The sequence below is a fragment of the Rhodoferax aquaticus genome (genome assembly GCF_006974105.1).
Lineage (GTDB): Bacteria > Pseudomonadota > Gammaproteobacteria > Burkholderiales > Burkholderiaceae_C > Allorhodoferax > Allorhodoferax aquaticus_A.
Genome location: NZ_CP036282.1, coordinates 1,533,465 through 1,558,541, shown reverse-complemented (window position 1 = coordinate 1,558,541; position 25,077 = coordinate 1,533,465). Strand labels below are relative to the sequence as shown.

The 25,077-nt window shown below is 56.8% G+C and carries 22 protein-coding genes; 11 read left to right on the top strand and 11 right to left on the bottom strand.

All coding sequences use genetic code 11. From position 1 onward, the window contains the following. Positions 1–17: 17 nt before the first annotated feature. Positions 18–1,265, top strand: a complete 1,248-nt coding sequence (locus tag EXZ61_RS07295) for a mandelate racemase/muconate lactonizing enzyme family protein (protein ID WP_142810473.1) — start codon at positions 18–20, stop codon at positions 1,263–1,265. Beyond that, complete coding sequence (locus tag EXZ61_RS07290) at positions 1,262–2,884, top strand: GMC family oxidoreductase (protein WP_142810471.1); 1,623 nt, start codon at positions 1,262–1,264, stop codon at positions 2,882–2,884. The genes EXZ61_RS07295 and EXZ61_RS07290 overlap by 4 nt, the downstream gene beginning before the upstream one ends. Here the strand turns inward: EXZ61_RS07290 and EXZ61_RS07285 are convergent. The 8 genes from EXZ61_RS07285 to EXZ61_RS07250 form a co-directional block, all read right to left on the bottom strand. Beyond that, entirely contained in the window at positions 2,870–3,781 is a 912-nt protein-coding gene (locus EXZ61_RS07285) for a LysR substrate-binding domain-containing protein (protein ID WP_142810469.1), read from the bottom strand. The two genes, EXZ61_RS07290 and EXZ61_RS07285, sit on opposite strands and share 15 nt — an antisense overlap. Positions 3,782–3,789: 8 nt before the next feature. Beyond that, positions 3,790–6,447 carry a bifunctional diguanylate cyclase/phosphodiesterase gene (locus tag EXZ61_RS22365; protein ID WP_142810467.1) on the bottom strand — a complete coding sequence of 886 codons (2,658 nt, stop codon included), beginning with the start codon at positions 6,445–6,447 and terminating at the stop codon, positions 3,790–3,792. A gap of 18 nt (positions 6,448–6,465) precedes the next feature. After that, complete coding sequence (locus tag EXZ61_RS22360) at positions 6,466–8,052, bottom strand: methyl-accepting chemotaxis protein (protein ID WP_168224718.1); 1,587 nt, start codon at positions 8,050–8,052, stop codon at positions 6,466–6,468. A 147-nt stretch (positions 8,053–8,199) separates the two neighbouring features. Further along, on the bottom strand, positions 8,200–8,670 hold the full coding sequence (folK, locus tag EXZ61_RS07270) for a 2-amino-4-hydroxy-6-hydroxymethyldihydropteridine diphosphokinase (RefSeq protein ID WP_142810463.1): 471 nt from the start codon (positions 8,668–8,670) through the stop codon (positions 8,200–8,202). An 8-nt stretch (positions 8,671–8,678) separates the two neighbouring features. Then, positions 8,679–10,322, bottom strand: coding sequence for a polynucleotide adenylyltransferase PcnB (gene pcnB / locus EXZ61_RS07265; protein ID WP_142810461.1), 1,644 nt, complete (start codon positions 10,320–10,322; stop codon positions 8,679–8,681). A 111-nt stretch (positions 10,323–10,433) separates the two neighbouring features. Then, positions 10,434–11,111, bottom strand: a complete 678-nt coding sequence (locus tag EXZ61_RS07260; protein ID WP_142810459.1) for an HAD family hydrolase — start codon at positions 11,109–11,111, stop codon at positions 10,434–10,436. Further along, entirely contained in the window at positions 11,108–11,794 is a 687-nt protein-coding gene (gene hda, locus EXZ61_RS07255; protein WP_142810457.1) for a DnaA regulatory inactivator Hda, read from the bottom strand. The genes EXZ61_RS07260 and hda overlap by 4 nt, the downstream gene beginning before the upstream one ends. Before the next feature lie 36 nt (positions 11,795–11,830). After that, complete coding sequence (locus tag EXZ61_RS07250) at positions 11,831–12,913, bottom strand: AI-2E family transporter (RefSeq protein ID WP_142810455.1); 1,083 nt, start codon at positions 12,911–12,913, stop codon at positions 11,831–11,833. Positions 12,914–12,994: 81 nt separating this feature from the next. On the opposite strand from EXZ61_RS07250, the gene purM reads away from it, so the two are divergent. Together purM and EXZ61_RS07240 are read left to right on the top strand one after the other, a co-directional pair. Continuing rightward, positions 12,995–14,044: a phosphoribosylformylglycinamidine cyclo-ligase gene (purM, locus tag EXZ61_RS07245; protein WP_142810453.1), complete on the top strand. Its 1,050-nt coding sequence runs from the start codon at positions 12,995–12,997 to the stop codon at positions 14,042–14,044. A 168-nt stretch (positions 14,045–14,212) separates the two neighbouring features. Then, positions 14,213–15,103, top strand: coding sequence for a ParA family protein (locus tag EXZ61_RS07240; protein ID WP_142810451.1), 891 nt, complete (start codon positions 14,213–14,215; stop codon positions 15,101–15,103). Between the two features lie 20 nt (positions 15,104–15,123). Here EXZ61_RS07240 and EXZ61_RS07235 read toward each other — a convergent pair whose 3' ends face one another. Continuing rightward, positions 15,124–15,969 (bottom strand): SirB1 family protein, encoded by an 846-nt coding sequence (locus tag EXZ61_RS07235; protein ID WP_142810449.1) that lies wholly within the window; start codon positions 15,967–15,969, stop codon positions 15,124–15,126. 26 nt (positions 15,970–15,995) lie between these two features. Continuing rightward, complete coding sequence (murJ, locus tag EXZ61_RS07230; RefSeq protein ID WP_142810447.1) at positions 15,996–17,561, bottom strand: murein biosynthesis integral membrane protein MurJ; 1,566 nt, start codon at positions 17,559–17,561, stop codon at positions 15,996–15,998. Positions 17,562–17,701: 140 nt separating this feature from the next. Here murJ and rpsT point away from each other — a divergent pair, with 140 nt between their 5' ends. Continuing rightward, the gene (rpsT, locus tag EXZ61_RS07225; protein ID WP_142810445.1) at positions 17,702–18,001 is read left to right on the top strand and encodes a 30S ribosomal protein S20; all 300 of its coding nucleotides are present in this window, start codon (positions 17,702–17,704) and stop codon (positions 17,999–18,001) included. A 360-nt stretch (positions 18,002–18,361) separates the two neighbouring features. On the opposite strand, the gene EXZ61_RS07220 is transcribed toward rpsT, so the two are convergent. Beyond that, positions 18,362–18,691 (bottom strand): DUF3579 domain-containing protein, encoded by a 330-nt coding sequence (locus EXZ61_RS07220; protein WP_142810443.1) that lies wholly within the window; start codon positions 18,689–18,691, stop codon positions 18,362–18,364. A gap of 244 nt (positions 18,692–18,935) precedes the next feature. Between EXZ61_RS07220 and EXZ61_RS07215 the strand changes: the two genes are divergently transcribed. From EXZ61_RS07215 to kynA, 6 genes are all read left to right on the top strand, one after another. Then, positions 18,936–20,156, top strand: coding sequence for an aspartate aminotransferase family protein (locus EXZ61_RS07215; protein ID WP_142810441.1), 1,221 nt, complete (start codon positions 18,936–18,938; stop codon positions 20,154–20,156). Beyond that, positions 20,153–21,124 (top strand): ornithine carbamoyltransferase, encoded by a 972-nt coding sequence (gene argF, locus EXZ61_RS07210; protein ID WP_142810439.1) that lies wholly within the window; start codon positions 20,153–20,155, stop codon positions 21,122–21,124. The genes EXZ61_RS07215 and argF overlap by 4 nt, the downstream gene beginning before the upstream one ends. Positions 21,125–21,253: 129 nt before the next feature. After that, complete coding sequence (locus tag EXZ61_RS07205; protein WP_201799118.1) at positions 21,254–21,853, top strand: LysE family translocator; 600 nt, start codon at positions 21,254–21,256, stop codon at positions 21,851–21,853. A gap of 34 nt (positions 21,854–21,887) precedes the next feature. Then, positions 21,888–22,706, top strand: a complete 819-nt coding sequence (locus tag EXZ61_RS07200) for an AraC family transcriptional regulator (protein WP_142810435.1) — start codon at positions 21,888–21,890, stop codon at positions 22,704–22,706. Positions 22,707–22,854: 148 nt separating this feature from the next. After that, positions 22,855–24,144 (top strand): kynureninase, encoded by a 1,290-nt coding sequence (gene kynU / locus EXZ61_RS07195; protein ID WP_142810433.1) that lies wholly within the window; start codon positions 22,855–22,857, stop codon positions 24,142–24,144. A 1-nt stretch (position 24,145) separates the two neighbouring features. Next, a complete protein-coding gene (gene kynA, locus EXZ61_RS07190) occupies positions 24,146–25,030 on the top strand; it encodes a tryptophan 2,3-dioxygenase (RefSeq protein ID WP_142810431.1) in 885 nt (294 codons plus the stop codon). Positions 25,031–25,077: the final 47 nt, after the last annotated feature.

Sequence of the window (25,077 nt, the reverse complement as noted above, 5' to 3'; positions counted from 1 at the left end):
CCTACCGACTCGATGCTATGAAAGTTGTCTCCTTAGAAACCCACGTGGTCGCAGTACCGCCACCGCACTTGGGCGGTATGTATTGGATCTTCGTCAAGATCAAAACAGCCTGTGGTATTGAAGGGGTTGGAGAGGTCTATGCGTCCACCTTTCACCCACGCGTGATGGAACTGGCGATTGAGGACGTGTTCACCCGCTGCCTGCTGGACCATGACCCCCACCATATTGAGCGCTTTTTCCGTGCGGCGTATTCCAGTGGGTTCACCCAGCGCCCTGACCTCACCATGATGGGCATTGTGAGTGGGCTAGAAATGGCCTGCTGGGACATCATGGGTAAAGCGGCAGGCCAGCCGGTGTACCAGTTGCTAGGAGGCAGAGTCCATGAGCGCCTGCGCTCGTACACCTATTTGTACCCGCGCAATGCGGCGGGTCAATTTGACTACGACGACCCTGACTTGGCTGCCAACTGTGCGGCAGAGTTTGTCAAGCAAGGCTTTACGGCCTTGAAGTTTGACCCAGCGGGGCCTTACACCGTCTACGGCGGCCACCATTTGTCCTTGGAGCTGATGGACCAGTGCGAAACCTTTTGCCGCAAGATCCGCGAGGCCGTAGGCAACCAATGCGATTTGCTGTTTGGAACGCACGGCCAGATGACGCCCGCATCGGCCATACGCTTGGCCAAACGCCTTGAAAAATACGACCCTCTGTGGTTTGAAGAGCCGGTACCCCCGGGCCAAAACCAAGCGATGGCAGAGGTCGCAGCCAAGACGAGTATTCCCATAGCGACCGGCGAGCGGCTCACCACCAAGTACGAGTTCTTGGATGTGTTGCAAACCAAAGCCGCCAGCATTTTGCAAATGAACGTGGGCCGGGTGGGCGGGCTTTTAGAGGCCAAGAAAATCAGCGCCATGGCGGAGGCCTATTACGTCCAAATTGCACCGCACTTGTACAACGGCCCCGTTGGTGCTGCCGCTAGCGTGCAGCTAGCTACGGCTACACCTAATTTTCTGATCCAAGAAAGCATCATGACGTGGGGAGGATTCCATAGCGAAGTGGTCAAAACCCCCTTGCGTTGGGAAGAAGGCTTCATCATCCCATCCACGGAGCCTGGGCTTGGCATTGAGCTGGATATGGATGTAGTCCACGCGAACAGCCCCTACACGGGCGAGCGTTTGCACTTGCTGATGGACCCCAATCCCTTTGACGTGCGGGCGCAGTCCAGTGAAGCGTGGAAGAACCGTTGGAACAACGCAAAGCCGCTATGACCTACGACTATGTGATTGTGGGGGCGGGTTCTGCCGGCTGCATCTTGGCCAACCGACTGAGTGAATCAGGCGAACACAGTGTGTTGCTCTTGGAGGCGGGCGGCAAAGACAGCTCATTTTGGTTCAAGCTGCCCGTTGGGTATGTGAAGTCCTACTTCAACCCTAAAACCAACTGGATGTACTACACCGAGCCGCAGGCGGAACTTGCGGGCCGCAAAATCTATGCCCCCAGAGGCAAGGTACTGGGCGGCTCAGGTTCCATCAATGCCATGATCTATGTGCGTGGCCAAGCCAAAGACTTTGACGATTGGGCGCTAGCAGGTAACCCAGGCTGGGGCTACCACGACGTTTTGCCCTACTTCAAAAAACTAGAAAACCACCCGGCTGGTGAAACGGCGTACCGAGGGGCAAATGGGCCGATAGGCATTACCCCTATGAAGCCCGACGCGCACCCCATCTGCGACAACTATTTGGCTGCATGCGCGGAATTGGGCCTACCTCTGAGCGATGACTTCAATGCCGCTCAATTCGAGGGCGCGGGCATCTACGAAACCAATACACGCGAGGGCATGCGCTCCAGCAGCAGCTTTGCTTATTTGCACCCTGCAATGGGTCGAAGCAATCTCACCGTGGAAACCTATGCGCACGCACAAAAAATTCTCTTTGATGACGCCAAAAGAGCCACCGGCGTAGTGGTGCGGCAGCAGGGCGTGGAGCGAACCTTTCACGCCAGAAAAGAAGTCATTCTCGCTGCCGGTGCCATAGGCAGCCCCGCGCTGCTACAGCTGTCTGGTGTCGCAAACGGCACCTTGTTGCACAAACTAGGCATACCTGTGGTCCACGACTTGCCAGCGGTGGGCCAACACTTGTCAGACCATTTGTGCGCGTCGTTTTACTTCAAAGCCAACCGCCCTACCCTGAATGATGAGCTAGGGTCCTTGTGGGGACAGGCACGCGCTGCATTGCGCTACGCATTCACACGCCGCGGGCCTTTGGCGATGAGCGTCAACCAAGCCGGCGGATTTTTCAAAGGAAGCGCGCAAGTACAGCACCCTAACCTGCAGTTGTATTTCAACCCTTTGTCCTACTCCATTCCCCAAAACGTAAATGCAGCGCTGAAGCCGGACCCGTACTCTGGATTTTTGATCGCATTCAATCCATGTAGGCCCACGAGCAGAGGCAGGGTTGAGATCACATCCCGGGATGTCCAAGAAGCCCCTGCAATCCACGCCAATTACTTGAGCACCCAATTGGACTGCGATGAGGCCGTCCAAGGAAGCCACTTCGTACGCAAACTCATGCAAGCGCCAGCGTTGCAAGCCATCACGGTCCAAGAAATGTCCCCCGCCCAAAACGTAACGGACGAAGACAGTATGTTGGAGTTTTTCCGTCAGCAGTCAGGCTCGATATACCACTTGTGCGGTACCTGCGCGATGGGACCTGAGGCGAGCACGGCTGTGGTGAACCATGAACTCCGCGTGCACGGACTTCAAGGCTTGCGGGTTGTGGATGCGTCCATCTTTCCCAACATCACAGCAGGCAATATCAATGCACCGACCATGATGGTGGCCTTAAAAGCAGCAGACTTGATCCTCGCCGCCCCACTAGGCCGCGAGTAGCGCCATGGATTGATCCCGATGAAACTGGGTCAACAGCCAGTCGTGAAACAAGCGTGCCAAGGCTTGGCGCTCTGGCTTGTGGGACACGTCGATGAACCAGTAACCACACGGGCCACTCATTTGCTGCTGGCTATGCCGGCGTAAAACACCCGACTGCAGTTCGCGAACAACCATGGCTTGGTCCACCACCGCCACTCCAGCCCCCGCGACGGCTGCGTTGATCACTTGATCCAAAGTACTGAAGGCCAACCCAGGCTGAGGGTCCACATGGCTTAGCCCATGCACAGCAATCCAGTGCTCCCACACAGGTAAACGCTCTTCTCCATTGAGGATATGCAATAGGGTGGCATTGGACAACGAAGGCGGCAAGTCATTGCGCCACAGCACCGGACTGCTCACCATGATGTGCTGCTCAACCATCAAGCGTTCTGTTTGAACTTTAGGCCACGCTTCGCTGCCGAAAACAACCAAGCAGTCTTGATTCTGCGCGTCCCGCGTTTTCTGGACCCAGTCGGTGGTGATCGATAAGTCAATCATCGGGTAGCGCGCCCTGAAGTCAGACAAGCGCGGTGCCAACCAACGCGTGGCAAAGGTCGGCGGTACATTCACCGCCAAAAGCTGGCGCTGTACCGCCTGTGCAGCCCTGTCAACCGCGCTTTCCAACTGAGCGAACACATCCTCTAGCGAAGCCGCCAAATCCTTACCCACTGGCGTGAGCACCAAACCTTGATGGGCCCGCATAAACAAGGGTTGACCCACTGCCTCTTCCAACTGTTTGACTTGCCGACTGATAGCCCCTTGGGTCACATGGAGCAACTCGCCTGCCTTGGTAAAGCTGGCTGTCTGAGCTGCAACCGAGAACGCGCGCAAGGCATTAAGGGGAGGTAGGCGGCGCATTGCGTGGTTTAAGCGCTGGCAAACGCCTGCGCGCCCAGCATTTCCAAAAATTGTTCTTCTGACATGGGCAAATAAAACAGATAGCCTTGCAGTACATCGCAGCCACTACTTGTGAGGTACTCGGCCTGCTCCGTGGTTTCCACCCCCTCGGCCACGACGCGCAAACTGAGATCACGCCCCAAACCAATAATGGCCTTGACTAGCGCAGCGTCCTTGCCCGTTCTACCGATTTTGCTAACAAAGGAACGGTCAATTTTGAGCTCATCGACGGGGAAACGATGCAAATACGACAGTGAAGAAAAGCCCGTGCCAAAGTCATCAATGCTGACCTGCACGCCCATACGCCGCAAAGCCAGCATGTTGTCTGCTGCAACGCCCCCTTCTGCCAACAGCACCCCCTCTGTGACCTCCAAGGTTAGCAAGCTGCCATCCAAGCCGAACTCAAGCAATAGTTCGTCGAGCTCGGCAATCATGCCCGCCCGGGCAAATTGGCTCGCAGATAGATTAAGGGCGATAGAAGTAACGGGAACACCCGCCTTGCGCCAGCGCGCGAGATGCATGCATGCCTTGCGCAATACATACGTGTCAATAGCGCGCATGAGATTGGCGCGCTCTTCAGCAAAAGGAATGAACGCGCCCGGACTCAACAAGCCAAACCCGGGCCGACTCCAACGCAGCAAAGCCTCGGCGCTGACAATGGTGTGGGTTCGCGCATCTACTTTAGGCTGAAAGTAAAGTTCTAACTCATGGTTAGACAAGGCCGCCCGTATAGCGACTTCCATGGGCAGCACTTCGCTGGCTCGCTGCCCCATGTCGGGCGTATAGCACTGAAAACCATTGCGCCCATATTCTTTGGCGCGGTACATCGCAATGTCGGCATTCTTGAGGAGTGTTTGTGCGTCGTCCCCGTCATAGGGGAAGGAGCTTATGCCGATACTGGGCGTAATGGCGAAGTTCACCCCCCCCACCTCAATCACCTCTGACAGAGAGGCGATGATTTTCTCCGCAATGACCATTGCGTCTTCCTTTCGCCCAATGGCAGGGAGTAACAGCACAAACTCGTCACCGCCCATACGACTTAAGGTGTCGGACTTGCGCAGCAATAAAGACACCTTTCCTGCCACATGGCGCAGCACTTCATCTCCTGCGTCGTGTCCCAGGGTGTCGTTAATTTGCTTGAAGTTATCGAGGTCAATGAATAGCACGGCGATGACTTGCTGATTACGTACGCCAGCCGCTAGGGCCTGTTGCAGGCGGTCCATCAGTAAGGTGCGGTTGGCAAGCCCAGTCAGCGCATCATGCGTGGCCATATGCTGCATGCGGTGCTCGGACGAAATACGCTCAGACACCTCATGCTCCAACTCGCGCGCGCGGTTGGTCAGCGCTTCATCACGCTCACGCAGGCGAGACGCCATGTGTATGAAGTTGCGGGCCAAACGACCAAGTTCATGGCCTTCCCGGTCATCTAGCTCCACTTGCAAGTCCCCCTTGGCAATGGACGCCGCCGCTTGACTCAAACGACCAAGCGGAACCGCCACCTGTCTGCGGATAATCCATGCAAGCAAAACCAGCTGGACTACCAAGCCCACCAAGCCGCCCAGCAAAATGACTTGTGCCGAGGCATACGCTCGGGTTTGCAACAAGGCCTTGGGATACACGGTTACCAAATGCCAGTTGGGTCCACGGATGCGCGACAACCCCAGATAGTACTGCCCATCTGCAGACTCACGCACTTCGGGGTACATACCCGCTTGCATAGCGAGCTCAGTGACATTGCTGAGCAAGGGATCGTTCAAAGTACTGACCTTGAGGTTGCCACCCGCCTTGGCGATTTCCTCCATGCGGTCGGGGTGCGCAATCAGTCTGCCATCGTCACCAAGCAAGAGGTTGTAGGTCCCCGGTATTTGTTGACCAATGGTCCGCTTGACCAGTTCATCGACTGATAAGTCTTGCGAGACAGTGCCTATCCACTCACCCGCAAAGTCGGTTGGCGTAATGGTAGACACCATGTAGATCAAGGCCTTGTCATCCCAATACACCTCCGTCCAAAGGTTCTGGCGCAATGGGTTATTAAATGGCGAAGAGTTTTTGACGGGCGGGTAGTCGAAGTTATTGGTCGTTTTGTCTGCCTCTTTGCCCCAGTTGACCGAGGGCGAATACATGATGAGCGCCACGCCTGGCAAGTCAATGTAGGCAGAGTAGTAGCGTGTCGTCATCGCCGGGCCCCACTCTCGCAGCAGACGAAAGGCGATAACCACTTGACGCCGAATCGCCGGAGTTAGGGCTACATTTTCTCGAATGTAGATGGAGGGTAGATGCTTGTGGTCATCGCGCTCTTTGCGTACCCGCACTAGGCCATCGGGATAGCGTGAAAACCACTCATCAAACTCGGCTTTGGGATCTTGTGCTCCCATCATAGCCAGCCTACGGAGGTACTCATTGCGCAGCTGGTAGGTGTTTTGCTGCGCCTCAACAAAAGCCGCAGAGTCATGGTTGGAGCGCTGGGTAATGGCGGAGAAGAGGCTATCCAGTACCTCTTCGCGCATGCTATGAATACTGTTCTGGTAGGCCAGAAGCGTCACGCAGGCAATAACGACCGCAATCACCAGCCCTATTTGAAACTGAATCCGCCGCGCAATACTCAGAGATGGAGTTTTCTTAAACAAGGGCTTACTCTTCGCCTGTCAATAGTTAGGGGAACCCGGAGGTGCGGCAAGGGCCAACCGACTTGACCGCGGGTCATCATATGCATCACTGACGACGAAGACCGCAACAGCCTCCTTCATGCGGCTCGCTTGTTCACGCAAGCTTTCGGCTGCGGCGGCACTTTCCTCTACCAGGGCGGCGTTTTGCTGTGTCATTTGGTCAAGACTGCCTATCGACTGATTCACTCCGGCAATGCCTTCGCTTTGCTCAGCCGCCGCTTTGGTGATCTCAGAGATTACGTCTGCCACGCGTTGCACCGACTCCACAATATCGTTCATCGTGGCTCCTGCATCGGTCACCAGTTGGGTGCCCGACTGCACTTTTTCCACGGAGTTGGCAATGAGTAGCTTAATCTCTCTAGCAGCATCAGCACTTCGTTGGGCAAGACTGCGGACTTCACTGGCCACCACCGCAAACCCGCGCCCTTGCTCTCCCGCACGTGCAGCTTCTACAGCAGCGTTCAGCGCCAAGATGTTGGTCTGAAAGGCAATACCGTCAATCACGCCAATGATGTCTGCAATCTTTTTGCTACTTGCATCAATGGCTTGCATGGTTTGCACCACCTGTCCGACTACTGAGCCCCCGCGCTGGGCAACCGAGGTGGCGCTGGCCGCCAAGCTGCTGGCTTGACGGGCGTTGTTGGCACTGCTTTGGACCATGGATGTCAGGGCATCCATGCTGGAGGCGGTGGACTGCAAATTACTAGAGGTCTGCTCTGTGCGCTGTGCCAAATCGTTGTTGCCACTGGCAATTTCTGCGCTGGCAGTGGCAATGCTGTCTGTGCTGCCTCGCACCTCCGACACCATGCGCCCCAACGACCGATTCATCACCGCCAACGAGCGCATCAAGTCGCCAAACTCATCCGCACGTGATTCGTCCACATTGGCACTCAAGTCACCCTGGGCAATCTGAGCCGCAAGCGCATTGGCCTGCAACAAAGGGCGATTGATAGACCGAATCAAAAAACCAGCACCAATCAAGATACCGGCCATTACCAAGCCAATGGCGCCACCCGCCTTATAGACCAAGCCTTGACCTCGTTTTTCGTAGTCGGCTTGCATCGCTTGGTTGGCAGCGTCCTGCATCGCAACAAACTCTTGGAATGCAGCATGCACCGCCGCATTAGCGGGGCGATACTGCTGCTCGACAAAGTCTTTCAGTTCGGTGGGCTTGGTTACTTTGAGAAGCGCCGCTTGGGCGGTGAGGTCCAGCATTTTTTTGCGTAATTCGACGATCTTGGCTATTTGCGCCACATCTCGTTCAGACAATCCCATCCCTTCGATAGACTTTTGCAAGTCCTCGGTCTTAGCGTTAGTCGTTGCAATTTCTTCTTTAAACGCAGTGCTCACACCGGGATCGGTAGATACCACGACAGCATAGGCGCGTGTAGCATTTACTTCAGAGAGCGCAGCCCACTGGTTAGCAGCCTTGATGCGTAGCAGCATATCGCTGGTAGCTTGGCCAAACTGCGCCCGTGAGCGCGTCGATGCAGTGGACGTAAACGCCACAATCAGCGCCAGCACCACAATCATTGCGGCCATAGCAGACCAAAGTTTGGTTGCCATTCTCAGACGATCTAAGCCCATATCGGCACCCCAGTTAACGAATTATTAAAGACCGCCAAGAATGTCTGAATATGGGAGGGTCCGCGCTAGAGAAAACCCTTGCTTTGACGATAAGCTGCCATATCTTCAGCCATATGTAAGCTCCGCCTATGGGGGTAAGCGCCTGATAGGCTGCGAGGCTACGCGTGCCAGCATGTGTGCGTCGACGCATGGTGCGCCCACTTCAGCAAGTGGAACGAGAACAAAGGCGCGTTCCCACATCCTAGGGTGCGGCACTACCAAGCTTGGACTATGCACTTGCCCGTCGCCGTACAAGAGCAAATCTAAGTCCAAGGTGCGAGGCGCATTGCGATAGGGCCTCAGACGTCCCGCTTGCAACTCTATGGTTTGCAGGCAGACCAGCAAGTCTGGCGCACTCAAGCGAGTTTGGAGTTTGAGCACAGCATTGGTGTAGTCAGGCCCACTGGAATCGATGGGTGCACTGCTGTACAGCGAAGAGGCTCGGCATTGGGCGATGCCGGGATTCGCCGCCAAGGCTTGCACTGCACTGTGCAGTGCGTGTGCGGGATTACCTAAATTGGCGCCTAAACCAATATAAGCCGTGACCCAGTCGCGCATCTGGCTCCCTACTGCGCTGAGCCACCCGCGGACGCATCACTGCCGCCACCTTTAGCGGCACCAGAGCGACGACGACGACGGCGCTTGCGAGGTGCATCGCCCGTGGCAGCAACATCCTCTGCGTCATTGCCCCCACTGGAAACTCGTGCTGCACGGTCCTCATGTGTATCCGATACTGCACGCGTAGGTTGAGGAGCAGCCACGTTCACTGATACAGATCCTGCATGCGTAGTAGGTTTTGGCGCCCGGGCGACACGCGGTGTACGCTGGCGCTGTTGCTGCTCTTCGCGGGCTTGGTCTACCAAGTCTTGGCGCAGATTGTCGTCACCCACGCTGAACTCTTGCCACCAGTCAGCCAACTGCTCTTCCACCTCTGCGGCTTCTGCGCGCAAGCGCATGAAATCAAAGGCGGCACGGAAGCGCGCTTGCTCTACCAAGCCAAAAGGCGCACTGCCCACCCGCTTTTCAAAACGTGGCTGCATCATCCATATTTCACGCATGTCACCGGCCAACTTACCGCGCCCAGAAACATCACCAATGCGCGCGTTGAACACTTCGTCTATGGCATCTTGCAGTGCGGGGTGGGAATGCTGACGCTCTTGAATACGCCGTGCCCAACCGTCGCGCACATCCGCCCACAACACGCAGGCTAGCAAGAAACTAGCCGCAACTGGCTTGCCCTCCGCCACGCGGCGGTCAGTGTCTTTCAACGCGGAGCTCACGAAATCTTGCTCTGCGCGCTCAACCACCACGTCCAACAATGGGTAGATGCCACGGGCCATCCCTAAAGACTTCAAGGTTGCGATCGAAGCCAAGGCATGTCCGGTCTGCAGAAGCTTCAGCATTTCGTCAAACAAGCGACTTTGGGGAACATCTGCCAAAAGCGCTTGCGACTTGACGAGCGGCGCGGCCGTTTTGGTATCTAACTTGAAGCCCAACCCACTCAGCTTCGCAGCGAAGCGCACGGCGCGGATGATGCGCACAGGGTCTTCACGGTAGCGGGTGGCAGGGTCACCAATCATGCGCAGGGTGAGGTTTTTGGCATCCTTCAACCCACCGTGGTAGTCCACCACGATTTGGGTTTGGGGGTCGTAATACATGGCATTGACGGTGAAGTCGCGTCGCACTGCGTCCTCTTCTTGAGGGCCCCACACGTTGTCGCGCAAGACCCGGCCCGTGCTGTCCACCGCGTGTTTCAGGCCTGCCAGCTCGCTCTTGCTGGTTTTCTCGTTGCCTGCCACTTGTTCAGCCGCAGCATTGTCTAGGTAAGCCCGAAAGGTAGAGACTTCGATCACCTCGTGCTCACGGCCCCGGCCATACACCACGTGAACGATGCGGAAACGCCGTCCAATGATGAACGCCCGACGAAACAATCCTTTGACTTGCTCGGGCGTGGCATTCGTTGCCACGTCAAAGTCTTTGGGTTGCAAGCCCAAGAGCAAGTCGCGCACAGCGCCCCCCACGATGTAGGCCTCAAATCCAGCCTGCTGAAGCGTACGCAACACGGAAATGGCGCGTTCGTCCACCAAAGCAGGGTTGATCCCGTGGCTCTCCACACCCACGTCAACGCGTTTGCCGAATTGCGGCTTCTTGCTGCGTGCAGCACCCGATGGTGCCTTGCCCAGTAGCTTGTCGATAAAGTTTTTAATCATGTTTTTTGTAATTGAGCGCGGTCGACACCAGGCCGACTGCAGCGAGCCCACCGTTGAGGCTGCGCCGTTTGCAGGGAAACTGGAAAAGACATAAGCAAAGCCCAAGCCAGTTTAGGCAAAGAGCTCGAGTATGCGCCATCCGCGTGCTTCTGCCACCTTGCGTAGTTTGGCGTCAGGATTGGTCGCTATCGCCACATTCGAGCGCTCCATGATGGGCAGATCGTTGTGAGAATCACTATAAAACGTGGTGTGCACTTGGTCCCACGCTAAACCACGTTGCTGCAACCATTGAGTCACGCGGGTCACTTTTCCTTCGCGAAACGAGGGTGTCCCTTGGATTTCACCGGTGTACCACTGGGTCTCTGGGTCACGGGCAAGCTCCACAGCCAATAGCTCCTGCACCCCAAATGCATCCGCAATAGGACGTGTCACAAACTCGTTGGTCGCCGTGACCAAAACCACGGCATCACCCTGGGCCTGGTGTTTACGGACCAAGTCCAAGGCTTGGGGCCGAATCGCCTTATGCATGACAGCGCTCATAAAATCGGCGCGAGCTGCTATAGATTTAGAAGCACCCTGCCGCCTGATCGCCTCTGTAGCAAACCGCACGTAAACGTGTGGGTCTAAGCTGCCATCTGCGTATTGGGCATAGAAGGCGTCGTTTTGTCGTTTGAACTCGACAGCGTCTACCCACCCCAAGTCCATCGTAAATTCGCCCCAAGCGAAATCTGAGTCTATGGGTATGAGAGTGTGGTCCAAGTCAAACAAGGCAATGCGGGGCAAGCTCATGCGTTCTCCATCATGGATTTGATCAGTGGCACCGTGATGGCTCGCTTGGTTTGCAATGCGTATCCATCCAGCAGATCCAACAGTTCCATCAAACTGCCCAAATCACGGCTGAAGCGAGACAGCATAAAGTCCATGACCTCATCACTCAAAAAAACTCCACGGGCATCCGCCGCTTTACGCAGCACCGCGCGTCGTTCTGGTTCACTCAGTAGATGCAGCGCAAAAATATGCCCCCAGCCCAAACGGGTCCGCAAATCGTCGCGCAGCAGCAACTGCGTGGGTGCAAACTCGCCTACAGCCACCACCGGCCGCAAATGCGTTTGCGCATTCACAAACCAGTTGAAGGCAGCCTGCTGCTGCGCCGCGGTGTACAAATGCACATCGTCCATAAAGACAGCAGCCCAAGTCTCGTCGTAGTCAGGTACATCAAGTACCGAAGCATCCAGCCAGCCCGCGCGCGCGCCTTGCTCACGCAACGCTTCCCGCAAAGCTTTAAGTAAATGGGTTTTCCCGCTGCCGCTCGGCCCCCAAAGGTAGGTAGGCACGGGTGAGCGGCTGTGGGGGGTGCCCTTCACGCCGACCCACAGCTCTAGGTGCTTGAGCGGGGCATCATTGGGGCCCGCAAAAAAATTTGACAAAGTGGGGCCGGTTGCAAGCCCAATATCCAACGCAATTTGCTTCATGCTAGTTAGTGTTTTTCATCTGTCTCGCGAACTGCATTAGCCTTGGTACAAGCGACTTGCCAGATACCCTACCTGGACCCGCCGTATGGCCACTAAAAGCACTGCACTGGCGGGCAGGGCCACCAAGACACCCACAAATCCAAACACCTGCCCAAACGCCATCAATGCAAAAATGACCGCCAGCGGGTGCAAACCAATGCGCTCCCCCACGAGGCGAGGGGTCAGAAAAAAGCTCTCAAAAATCTGTCCAAATCCGTAGACCACTGCCACCATCACCATCGCATACCCCACGCCACTGGAGGCGGAGAACTCCAGCAAGCCCGCAAACACAGCAAGAATCAAACCCAAGCCAAAGCCTAGGTAGGGCACAAATACCGCCAAGCCGGTAAACACGCCAATAGGCAGCGCGAGATCAAGGCCAAACATGGCCAGCCCCGCGCTGTAGTAAAGCGCCAAAAGCCCCATGACCAAGAGTTGGCCGCGCAAATACTGGCCCAAGATATCGTCAGCCTCTGCCAAGAAAAGGTCGGTGGCAGCTCGCATGCGGGGAGGCACCAATGCACGCAGTTTCGCCACAAACCGCGTCCAGTCCATCAACAGGTAAAACAGGACCACAGGAATCAGGATGGCGTTACCCAAAATAGCAAAGGCCACACTGCCCCCAAGTTTCACAGAGGTCACCACAGACGCGAAGGCATCTTCAAAGTTGGCCGTCAAGTACTTCAGGGCAAAAGCCTTGATGTTCACGACATCTAAAGAAAACTTAATGCCCCATTGGGCAAACACTGGCTTGATGGTCTCATTGAGGCTATCTAAAAGCACCGGCAGTTGCTCGCGCATGAGAGGCAACTCCTTCACCAAAATCGGCCCAATCAAAAGCAGCACGCCCAACAAAAGCAGAATAAACACGCACTCGACCACGACAACTGCCAGCAGCCGGGGTATGCGACCTTTGCCAAGGTCATCCAACCAGTCCACCACAGGTGTCAACGCGTACGCCAGCACAGCAGCCACCACGAAGGGAGACAGCACAGGCGCCAAGAACCAAAGCACCGATGCGACGAGCGCCGCAATCAGGGCCCAGGCACCGATACTTTTTTGGGTTGGGGAAAATTGCATACAGAAACGGGCGGGTAAGCCTTTAAAATCTTGGCAAATTCTATAGGGCTCTGCAGGTGCAGGCGCCACAAGCCAATTCACATGACCCAAACCTCAGCCCCCACCCCCCTTTCCTACAAAGATGCTGGCGTAGACATTGACGCTGGTGATGCGCTGGTTGAGCGAATCAAGCCGCTTGCCAAAAAGACCATGCGCGAAGGTGTGTTGGCTGGCATAGGCGGCTTTGGTGCCCTGTTTGAAGTACCTAAGCGCTACAAAGAGCCAGTGCTCGTCAGTGGCACCGACGGCGTGGGTACCAAGCTCAAGTTGGCATTCGAGTGGAATATGCACGACACCGTGGGCATAGACCTCGTGGCCATGAGTGTCAACGACGTGCTGGTGCAGGGTGCCGAGCCTTTGTTTTTCTTGGACTATTTTGCTTGCGGCAAGCTGGATGTAGATACCGCAGCCGCGGTAATAGGGGGCATCGCCAAGGGCTGCGAGCTGTCAGGCTGCGCCTTGATCGGTGGCGAAACTGCAGAAATGCCAGGCATGTATCCCGCTGGCGAATACGACTTGGCAGGCTTCGCGGTGGGTGCCGTAGAAAAGTCCAAAATTCTGACAGGCGCAGATGTACAGGCAGGTGACGTGGTGTTGGGCTTGGCCAGCCATGGGGTGCATTCGAACGGGTTTAGCTTAGTCCGCAAGTGCATTGACCGTGCGCAGGCGGCGGGTTCAACGCCCGATACTTTGGACGGAAAGCCTTTCAAAGAAGCCATCATGGAACCGACGCGGCTCTACGTCAAAAACGTGCTGGCGGCCTTGGTGGCGCACCCCATCAAGGCTCTGGCCCACATTACAGGGGGAGGCTTGCTTGAGAACATCCCCCGCGTGCTGCCTGAAGGCATGGCAGCCCAACTCACAAAGGGCAGCTGGCCTCAGACTGAGCTTTTTGCGTGGCTGCAAACCACTGCTGGCATTGACGATATTGAGATGAACCGTACGTTCAATAACGGCATTGGCATGGTCGTGGTCATAGGTGCCGCTGAAGCCGATGCCTGCGCCCACACTTTGCGTGCGCTGGGCGAGTCTGTTTATGTCATAGGCTCCATTGCGCCGCGTGATGCGGGCGCGGCCGTCATCGTTACCTAAGGCAACACGGCACCCCGCTCTGCGGCTTGCTGCGTAGCTAAAGACCTATAAAAAAGGTCTTTCCCCCTCAGTTGCTAGTAATTCAATAGCTGACTGCGCCCGTATTCTCTGGACAAACAGGCATTTCTGCCCCAAACTTCCGTCACAAATTGTTACGGAAGTCGTTGTATGCCGGTGATTGCAGTCATTAATCGCAAAGGTGGCAGTGGCAAAAGCACGCTAGCCACCCACTTAGCGGCGTGGATGGCCCACCATGGGCTCTCTGTGATGTTGGGGGACGTCGATCGTCAACAGTCAACGCGCGCGTGGCTCAAGCGCCGCGCTCCTGAACTTCCCCCCATCATGCCTTGGACTATTGACCAAAAAAACGTGTTGAAGGTACCGACGGGGGTCACCCATGTGGTGCTCGATACACCGGGTGGCATCCACGGGTTTGAATTGGCTAAAGTGGTCATGTCTGCCGATGCCATCATCATGCCGGTTTGCCAGTCCATGTTTGATCGCGAGTCGGCGCAGGCCTGCCATGCAGAGCTGTCTGTGTTACCGCGTGTAGCCTCGGGGCGCTGCAGACTCGGGGTAGTGGGCATGCGCATTGATGCCCGCACCAAGGCTGGCGACAGCCTGCAGGAATGGGCCAAAGGTCTCAACGTTCCCTTTGTGGGGGTTTTGCGAGAAACCCAGCTCTATGTGAAATGCTTGGACACCGGGCAGACGCTTTTCGATGTCAAAGGATTTGCAGGCAGCGTGGACCAATTGCAATGGGAGCCCATTTTGGAATGGATTCGGCCAGCGGCGAAACTCTTGCCAGCGCCACAGCCAAGCGAACTTTTTGCGGTCAACGCTCCTGTGCATGAACCTGCAAAGCGGCCCCATACTCCACGACCCGCAAGTCTGATGCCTGCCCAAGAGTCATTTGTGCATGGTGATCGACTTGGAATTATTGCTTCGGCCAAACCGCCAAGCCAAGCTGACCTTGCTCCCCATGACGATCTCAGCTTTGGTCGACACAGCCACGATGCGGCGCGCTTTACGGCCCCACAGTTTCCTCTGCGCCACTAAACCAAGGGCATAGCCCTCACTTACAGGCTGCGCAAAGTTTCTACTTGGTGGCTGATAGAACCAAAGTCGACGCCAATTTCAGATGCTTGTAGGTACGCTTCCAAATCCTTGAGGGCTTGCGCTGTGTTGCCCAACTTGGCATGGACCAAGCCACGGTCACGCAATTCGGTACTTGCCTTGGGCAAAAGCACGACCAAACGCTCTTGCACAGCCAACAGCTGCGGCCATTGCGATTCAGACTTGTAGATTTCTTTCAGGTTGTGCAGCATGCGCGCCAAGATGTCCCTCGGCTTGGCCCCTCGTAAGTAGGCACCCAGCGGAACATCTGCATCCGCATCCCAACCGCTGACGGGTCTGAACGGCTCTAACATCTCGCTCAAGCGCTCACGACTTAGGGACTGGCCATCGACTGGGTCAATGACCGCCTGCCCCATGGGAAGCATTACCTTGACCAAAAAATGTCCCGGAAAGGCGATTCCCTTGACAGACAAGCCCACCCCCTGCGCTAGCTCCATCCATAGCACGGCAAGAGAGATTGGAATCCCCCTGCGCGACTCCATCAGGGTGTGGACAAAACTATTGGAAGGGTTGTAAAAATCATTGAGGTTGTTGGCAAACCCCATTTCCTTGTAAAAGAACTGGTTGAGGACTTTGAGTCGTTGCAGGGGACCTGCATCGGCGGCAAGGCGCTGGGCAACACGCGCGCCCCATGCGTCAACCTCCAGCAAAACGCCCTGCACATCTAAATCAGGCTGCGTATCCTGTGCCAAACTCACAGCCGCTTCCAGCAGGGGAAAGTCATCGTCACCGCCCGTGAGCGTAGAAAAATACGCGATCGGGCTAGGCGGGGTTAGCGACAGCTGCATAGCAAATCCACCCTTTCTCTGATCAGTTAGCGGCGCAAAAACTGCCGTGGGTTAAGCCCCGTCGCCCAGATAGCACCAAAGTAAACGCCCGCGGCCCCCAATACACATAGTACGAGTAGACCTACTCGCTTCAAACTCTCGCTGCGCATGGCAACCCAGTCGAAGCTGTTGCCAACCCACATGAGATAGAACGCAAGCAAGGCACTAGCCGCAAGAACCTGAAGCACAAAGATAAACCACCCTGGCTGAGGTTGGTAGCTTTTTCTGCGAACCAAGCCAATTAACAGCCACAGTGCGTTGATCATTGCGCCAACGCCTATAGACAAGGACAAGCCTGCATGCTGAAACCAGGGCACAAAAAGCAAATTCAACAATTGGGTGATTGCCAACACCACGATAGCAATGCGGACCGGTGTGCGAATGTCTTGGCTAGCATAGTAGCCAGGCGCCAACACTTTGATCGCAACAATTCCGATCAAGCCCACACCCCACCCCATCAAGGCCAAGCTGGTTTGCTGCACATCCACTGCAGAAAAAGCCCCGTAGTGGTACAAAACGGCAACCAGAGGCTTTGCAAAAATCAACAGGCCCAACGCACACGGGACTGCCAGAAAAACCACAATACGCAAGCCCCAATCCAAGAGCGCCGAGTACGTTTGCGCATCACCCGCAGCCTTAGCTCCCGCCAGTTGCGGCATTAAAACGACACCCAAAGCCACCCCCAGCATCGCGGTCGGAAACTCCATAAGCCGGTCGGCAAAAGTCAACCAGCTGACACTCCCCGTCGGAAGATGGGAGGCAATTTGGGTGTTTATGAGAAGCGATATCTGGGCCACGCTCACCCCCAAAAGGGCTGGGGCCATGAGCTTGAGAATCCGCTGGCTGCCAGGGTCAGCCCAGGCAGCTTTCAGATCACGCCAGTGAAAGCCCAACCGTGGCAAAAGACCCAAACTGCGCAATGCGGGTATCTGTACGGCAAGCTGGAGCACTCCACCCGCCATCACGCCAACACCCATGGCAAAAATAGGCTCAATGCCGTGGGTTCTGAACCAAGGTGCCAATAACCAGGCGGCACCGATCATGGACACATTTAAAAGCACAGGAGTAGCAGCTGGCACTGCAAAACGCTTCCAGGTGTTGAGCACGCCTGACGCTAAAGCCACCATAGACATGAACCCGATATAAGGGAACATATAGCGGGTTAACTGCACTGCAGCGTGGTAGCCTTGTGGGTTTTTTTGCAACCCGCTGGCCATGGCGTACACCAGCAAGGGCGCCATCACCACGCCGATGACGCAGGTGAACACCAGTGCCCAAGCGAGCAGGGTCGCCACTCGGTCAATCAAGAGTTTGGTCGCGTCGTCGCCATGCTGTGCTTTGGACGCTGCGAGCACTGGCACGAACGCTTGGCTGAAAGCACCTTCCGCAAACAGTCGCCTGAACAGGTTGGGAATGCGAAACGCCACGTTGAACGCGTCGGTCATCGCGCTGGCGCCAAAGGTCGAGGCCACGAGCAGCTCCCGAACCAAGCCGGTAATGCGTGACACAAGCGTCCAAAGGGATACGGTAGAAGCAGATTTAATGAGGCTCACGGTCGAAGTGTAGCCCGGCTAGCGCCAAGGCATGGACCCTGGAGACTAGGCCACCTAAAAACCGCTTGGAGCTAGAAAGGCAACCCGGTTACAATAGTGGGCTTTGCTGGCAACATCCTCAGACACAAGGAAACTTAATCATGGCATCTGGAAAACCAAAGAAAAAGAACCCGCGCCTCGCGTCGGGCCGTAAACGCGTCCGTCAGGACATCAAAATCAATGCAGCAAACACTTCTTTGCGTTCCAAGTACCGTACTGCGGTCAAGAACGTTGAAAAAGCAGTGATCGCTGGCGACAAGACCAAAGCAGCTGAATTGTTTGCGAAGATGCAAGCCGTGGTTGACACCGTGGCTGACAAAGGCATTTTCCACAAGAACAAGGCAGCCCGCGACAAGAGCCGTTTGGCTACCAAGGTGAAAGCCTTGGCACTCGCAGCCTAATCATTTAGGCAAATCGCACGCATTGGAGATGACTTCAATGCGCCGTTTGTAACGGGTGCGCTACCAGCAAAGCAAAAGAGCCGTCGAAAGACGGCTCTTTTGTTTTTGGCCCAGTCTAGAAAACGTGCAGCGCAATCCACAGATGTAATCAGGCAAGTCTCGGATTTGCTGAACTAACGGCAACGGCTTCAGGCCATCGCGCGGCACATCGCGTCACACACCCGCCCGCGGACGGTGGCAAACAGCCATACCAGCAGCCACGGCCTGCCCAAACCAGTACCAAGAGAAGAATGGCAGCTGCGCGCTGCGAAGCTACAACGCGAATTCCAAGGTCAAGCTAAGCTTGGCCACGCGTGAAGCTTATGCATTGGCTTTGGGAATAGCTCCAGAAGCGTCAGGGCGGGTGTCACTCACTTGCAGCTCGTTGTCTTTGGCGAAATTAAGGCAGAAGTCCCAAGCGAGTACGTCGTAGTCACGTAAATCAGGGTGAATGATCACGCACTTCACCTGCCCGAACGAGGTAGGCACACACCATGGGGAATACCCTAAATGGCTACCAGGCTGAGGCCCACCGGGGCGAAACTGGCTCATGACACCGGCCAAACGCTCTGCCCAATCACTTGGACGGAAGGTTTTGCCTTGGCGGGTCAATCCCAGTATGTAGAGTTCTTTTGAAGCGGTGGAAACCATCAGGTGGATGTATTGCGTGGCGACCAATTGCTGCAGCGGGCGCGGGGTGGCTTGCTGCGGGGGGATTCTAACCTTTCTCCTTGCATTGAATTGACAGCCAATCGACAGCTAAACCCCTCCACTATCGCTAACCACGCTGGTTCAAATTTGTCACCAAACTGCCATTCGTGATACGCCTAAAATCGGGCTTCAACGGCCCCTATGTTGGGCCGCTTTGTTTTGTATGTCAAACCCGGAGCTTTACATGACCGCCGTTTCGTCCCCCGTCGCACCCTCTTCACCGCATGTGATGAACACCTATGGCCGCCTGCCCATCGCGCTCAGCCATGGCCAAGGTTGCCGAGTATGGGATACCAACGGCCGCGAGTACTTAGACGCGCTGGGCGGCATTGCCGTTAACACCTTGGGGCACAACCACCCCAAGCTCGTACCTGCACTGCAAGACCAACTCACCAAGCTCATCCACACGTCCAATTACTACCACATCCCTCTTCAAGAGGAACTTGCCAGCTTGTTGGTAGCACGCTCAGGCATGAGCAACGTGTTCTTCTGCTCCACGGGCCTAGAAGCCAACGAAGCGGCGCTCAAGCTCGCTCGCAAGTTTGGCCACGACAAAGGCATTGAGCGCCCCGAAGTGGTGGTGTACGAGAAAGCATTCCATGGCCGTTCCATCGCCACGCTGAGCGCCACGGGCAACCCCAAAGTACAAGCGGGGTTTGGTCCTTTGGTGGAAGGCTTCATCCGCGTGCCTGTCAACAACATTGATGCGCTCAAGGCGGCTACTGAAGGTAACCCCAACGTGGTGGCCGTGTTCTTCGAGGCTATTCAAGGCGAAGGCGGCGTGAACCCCATGCACATGGACTACCTGCGCGACGTGCGCGCCCTGTGCGACCAGCGCGACTGGCTCTTGATGATCGACGAGGTGCAATGCGGCATGGGCCGCACTGGCAAGTGGTTTGCCCACCAATGGGCGGGCATCAAGCCTGATGTCATGCCGCTGGCCAAAGGCTTGGGCTCTGGCGTGCCGGTGGGCGCAGTGGTGGTTGGGCCCAAGGCGGCCACTATCTTCCAACCGGGCAACCATGGCTCTACGTTCGGCGGCAATCCATTGGCTATGCGTGCGGGCGTGGAGACCATCCGCATCATGGAAGAAGAAGGCTTGTTGGCCAATGCCGAGCGCGTGGGCGCCTACTTGAAGGCTGCGCTAGAAAAAGCGCTGGCCACCGAACTTGCTAACGGCGGGGTCAAAGACATTCGCGGGCAAGGCCTGATGCTGGGCATTGACCTGAATAAGCCGTGTGGTGCCTTGGTGCAACGTGCAGTAGATGCGGGCTTGCTCATCAGCGTCACCGCCGACAGCGTGATTCGCTTGGTACCGCCGCTGATTTTGACGACTGCAGAAGCAGACCAAATCGTCAGCATTTTGAGCCCCTTGGTCAGCGCATTTTTGAAGGAAGCAGCATGAGCCCCCTGCACAACGGCATTCCCAGCACCCTGCCCCAAGGCGCGCCACCGGTGCGCCACTACCTGCAGTTCTCAGACTTCAAGACCGAGGAGTACCACTACCTGCTGGAGCGCGCGGCCTTTATCAAAGCCAAGTTCAAGAAGTTCGAGCGCCACCACCCTCTGGTAGACCGCACCTTGGCCATGATTTTTGAAAAGGCTTCTACCCGCACCCGCGTGAGTTTTGAGGCGGGCATGTACCAACTGGGCGGCAGTGTGGTGCATCTCACCACGGGCGACAGCCAGTTGGGCCGCGCAGAGCCCATCGAAGACAGCGCGCGCGTTATCAGCCGCATGACCGATATCGTGATGATCCGCACGTATGAGCAGTCCAAGCTAGAGCGCTTTGCGGCCCACAGCCGGGTGCCGGTCATCAACGGTCTGACCAATGAGTTCCACCCCTGCCAAATCTTGGCGGATATCTTCACCTATATCGAGCACCGTGGTCCCATCGAAGGCAAGACCGTGGCTTGGGTCGGCGATGGCAACAACATGGCCAACACCTGGCTGCAAGCGGCCGCCAGCTTGGGCTTTCACTTGCGCGTCAGCACACCCAGTGGCTATGAAGTGAATGAAAAAACAGCCGTTCGCCCAGATAGCATGGGCGCAGGCAGCTACCAAACCTATAGCAACCCCATGGATGCCTGCCGCGGTGCCGACCTGGTCACCACCGACGTGTGGACCAGCATGGGTTTTGAAGCTGAGAACGAAGTGCGCCGCGCCGCGTTCGCCAAATGGTGTGTGAGCCAAGAGATGATGGCCGTCGCAGCACCCAATGCCTTGTTCATGCACTGCCTGCCTGCCCACCGTGGCGAAGAGGTGGAAGCTGAAGTCATAGACGGCCCGCAAAGCGTGGTGTGGGACGAAGCAGAAAACCGCATGCACGTGCAAAAGGCTTTGATGGAATACCTGTTGCTGGGCCGCCAGTAACAGCCAGATACCCCTACCCTCGCGGGGCAGGGGTACACGCAATTTCGTTCAATACAAACAGGGCACGAAACCCGACACTGCACTCCAGATTTTTCATTTGGGGAGCGTATGCAGTCGGTATGGGTTTCAATGGCTTTTTTTGCACTGGTGGGCGGAATCACGCCCGGCCCCGTCAACGTGATTGCATCGAGCCTAGGTGCAAGGTGGGGTTGGAGTGCCGCTTGGCCACACGTTCTAGGTGCGTCGCTTGGCTACTGCGCCATGGTCGGGGCCATGGGCTCTGGCTTACAGCTCGCGCTGGCCCAGCGTCCAGAACTGGCGCATTACACCCAATGGTTGGGCGCAACCTATTTGCTGTACTTGGCTTTCCGCATCGGAACCTCTGAACCCTCAGGCGCAATGGACTCCAGCCCCAGCAAATCCGTGCGCCCCACTCGACCGCAAGCCCTATGGGGTGGCTTCTTGACCCAAACCCTCAACCCCAAAGGTTGGCTGGTGGCCATGTCAGGCGTGGGTATGTTTGTCGCGGGCTCAGCAGACGAAACACTCTACTTGCAGGTGTTTTGCGTGATTTCGTTCATGGCTTGCTTTGTAGCAGTCTCCGCCTGGGCGGGTTTGGGGCTTGCGATCAAAGAGTGGATGGCCGATCCGCAGCACCAACGTTGGTTCAATCGCGCGTGCGGTCTAGCACTTGCAGCATGCGTTTGGCCCATGGTCAGCGCGGCCTAAGCGAGCGTACTATGGCGATGAAGCGCTTGCTCCCATGAACAAAACACCTCCTCACGTGTTTGCACGCCACCCCCAGTTGCCTGCGGTAGAAGTGCGCACCGCACAAAACTCCAGCGCGTGCTACTGGACGCACACGCACGAGGAATACTCCATGGGCATCATTGACGCGGGGCAGGCCATGTACAGCTATGGGCCTCATACGAGTCTGATTGGCGCGGGCGCCACCGTACTCATCGCGCCCGGCCTCGCCCACGCATGCAATCCGGAGCCTAGGCAAGCTTGGTCCTACCGCATGATGTATCTGCAAAGCGCATGGGTACTGAGCAGCCTAGGGCTTGAAACAGCCGTTGACGCCAACACCGACGCGCCGCCGTTCAAACAGGCCTTGCTAACGACGCCCGCCATCCACAGGCGGCTAGACCGCGTTTGCAAAGGCATCGCCTTGGTAGGCAACCCTTTGGCGCTGGAAGAAGAACTCTTGAGCGTCATCGGCAGTCAGATCCAACGTACACGCCCAACGGCCGACCGCGCACAGCCCATCACCCCGGCTTTGCAGCGCGCCAAAGACTTGCTACTGGCGCGCCTAGAAGAAGTGGTCACGTTGGACGAACTGGCGCAGACAAGCGGAATGAGCGCTTTTGCACTCCTACGCAAATTCAAAGCCGCCTACGGACAAACGCCCCACGCCTTTCAGTTGGACCAACGCATCAACCTATCCAAGCGCCTCTTGAAGCAAGGCATGGGCTTGGCGGAAGTGGCGTTTCGACTAGGCTTTGCAGACCAGGCCCACTTTCAGCGGCATTTCAAGCAACGCCACGCCATCAGTCCAAAGCAGTACCTCAAATCAGGTTAGCTATTTGGCAAACAATCGGCCCTGCCCGAACGCCCACCTTCCATAAGATGCTTTAGATATAAAGTATTTTTACTGCTTGTTGGAAAAACCCGACACCATACGAATTCTTGCGGTGTTACCTTTGCGGCGCATAACGAAAAGGAGCGCCATGATTACTCTGCAAGACTGCCAAACCCGCGACGCCGCCGACCCTTTGAAGGGCATGCGCGAGCTGTTCACTATTCCTGAAGGCGTGATTTATCTGGACGGCAACTCACTGGGCGTGATGCCCAGCACCGCCGCTGCCCGCGCCGCCGAAGTGATTACCCAAGAGTGGGGCGTGGGCCTCATTCGCTCATGGAACACCGCTGGCTGGTTCAACCTGCCGCAGCGCTTGGGCAACCAAATTGCCCCGCTGATTGGTGCCGGCAAGGACGAAGTGGTGGTCACAGACACCACCTCCATCAACCTGTACAAGGTACTCAGCGCTGCCCTCAACATAGCGGCCCAAGACGCACCCCATCGCCGCGTGATCGTGAGCGAGCGCAACAACTTCCCCACCGACCTCTACATTGCCGAAGGCCTGTGCAAAGAGCGCGGCTACACCTTAAAGCTGGTGGAGCCTGAAGAAGTGGCGGCCTCGCTCGACCAAGACCTGGCCGTGCTCATGCTCACCCATGTGAACTACCGCACGGGCGCCATGCACGACATGGCCGCAGTCACCGCCGCCGCGCACGCAGCGGGTGCGTTGGTGGTGTGGGACCTGGCCCACAGCGCAGGCGCAGTGCCCGTGGACCTGACCGGTGCCAAGGCAGACTTCTCCATCGGGTGCGGCTACAAATACCTCAACGGCGGCCCTGGCGCACCGGCTTTTGTGTGGGTCAACCCCCAACATGCCGATCGCTTTTGGCAGCCCTTGTCCGGCTGGTGGGGGCACGCCGCACCCTTTGCATTCACCCCGGACTACCAACCCGCGCCGGGCATCACGCGCTATTTGTGCGGCACCCAACCCATCGTGAGCTTGTCGCTGCTCGAATGCGGTTTGGACATTTTTGCCGCCGCCGAGCGCCTAGGCGGCATGGCAGCGCTGCGCACCAAGTCGCTGGCACTGACTGACCTGTTTATCGCCTTGGTGGAACAGCGTTGCGCGGGCTATGGCTTGGGCTTGGCTACCCCGCGTGACCACGCGCAGCGCGGCTCGCAAGTGTGTTTGACCCGCGAGTACACGCCCGAAGGTTCAGGCGCCTTTGCCATCGTGCAGGCCCTGATTGCGCGCGGCGTGATTGGTGACTTCCGCGCGGGCGACGGCAAAGCGCACAAAGACATTTTGCGCTTTGGCTTTACCCCGCTGTACATCGGCTTTGAAGATGTGTGGAACAGCGTAGAGCACCTGCGCCAAGTGCTGGAAAGTGGCGAGTGGAAGCTGCCCCAGTTCAACCAAAAACATGCGGTGACCTGAGATGAGCAACCCCACCTCTGGCTGCCCCATGCACAGCGCAGGCGCGGCGTCTGCGGGCGAGTCCATCGTCGCCGAAGAAAAGGCCCAGCTCGACTTCAGCAAGAGCATGAGCTACGGCGACTACCTGCAAATCGACACCATCCTGAGTGCGCAAAAGCCGCTCTCGCCCGCGCATGACGAGTTGCTGTTCATCATCCAGCACCAAACCAGCGAGCTGTGGATGAAGCTCATGCTGCATGAGCTGACCGCCGCCATTCGCCACATAGCGCAGGATGATTTGCCGCCCGCCTTCAAGATGCTGGCACGGGTTAGCAAAATCATGGAACAGCTGGTCCACGCCTGGGACGTGCTGGCCACCATGACACCGCCCGAATACAGCGCCATGCGCCCTTACCTGGGCCAAAGCAGCGGTTTTCAGAGCTTTCAGTACCGCTGCATTGAGTTCTCGCTAGGCAACAAAAATGCCGCCATGCTCAAGCCCCACGCCCATGCGCCCGAGCGCTTGGCACTGGTGCAAGCCGCGTATGAGGCGCCGTCGCTCTACGACGAAGCCCTGCGCCTCATGGCGCGCCGTGGCATTGCCGTACCCGCCAGCCATTTGCAGCGCGACTGGACCCACGCCTACACCGCCAGCCCTGAGGTCGAAGCCGCTTGGCTGCAGGTTTACCGCAACCCCAAAGACAACTGGGACCTGTACCAACTGGCCGAAGAACTCACCGACCTGGAAGACGCCTTCCGCCTGTGGCGCTTTCGCCATGTGACCACGGTGGAGCGGGTGATTGGCTTCAAGCGCGGCACCGGCGGCACCGGCGGCGTGAGCTACCTGCGCAAGATGCTGGACGTGGTTTTGTTTCCAGAAATCTGGACACTGCGCACAGTTTTGTAGGCAAAAAACGGCTGTAGCGCGCATACATATTGCGCAGGCCGCTATCA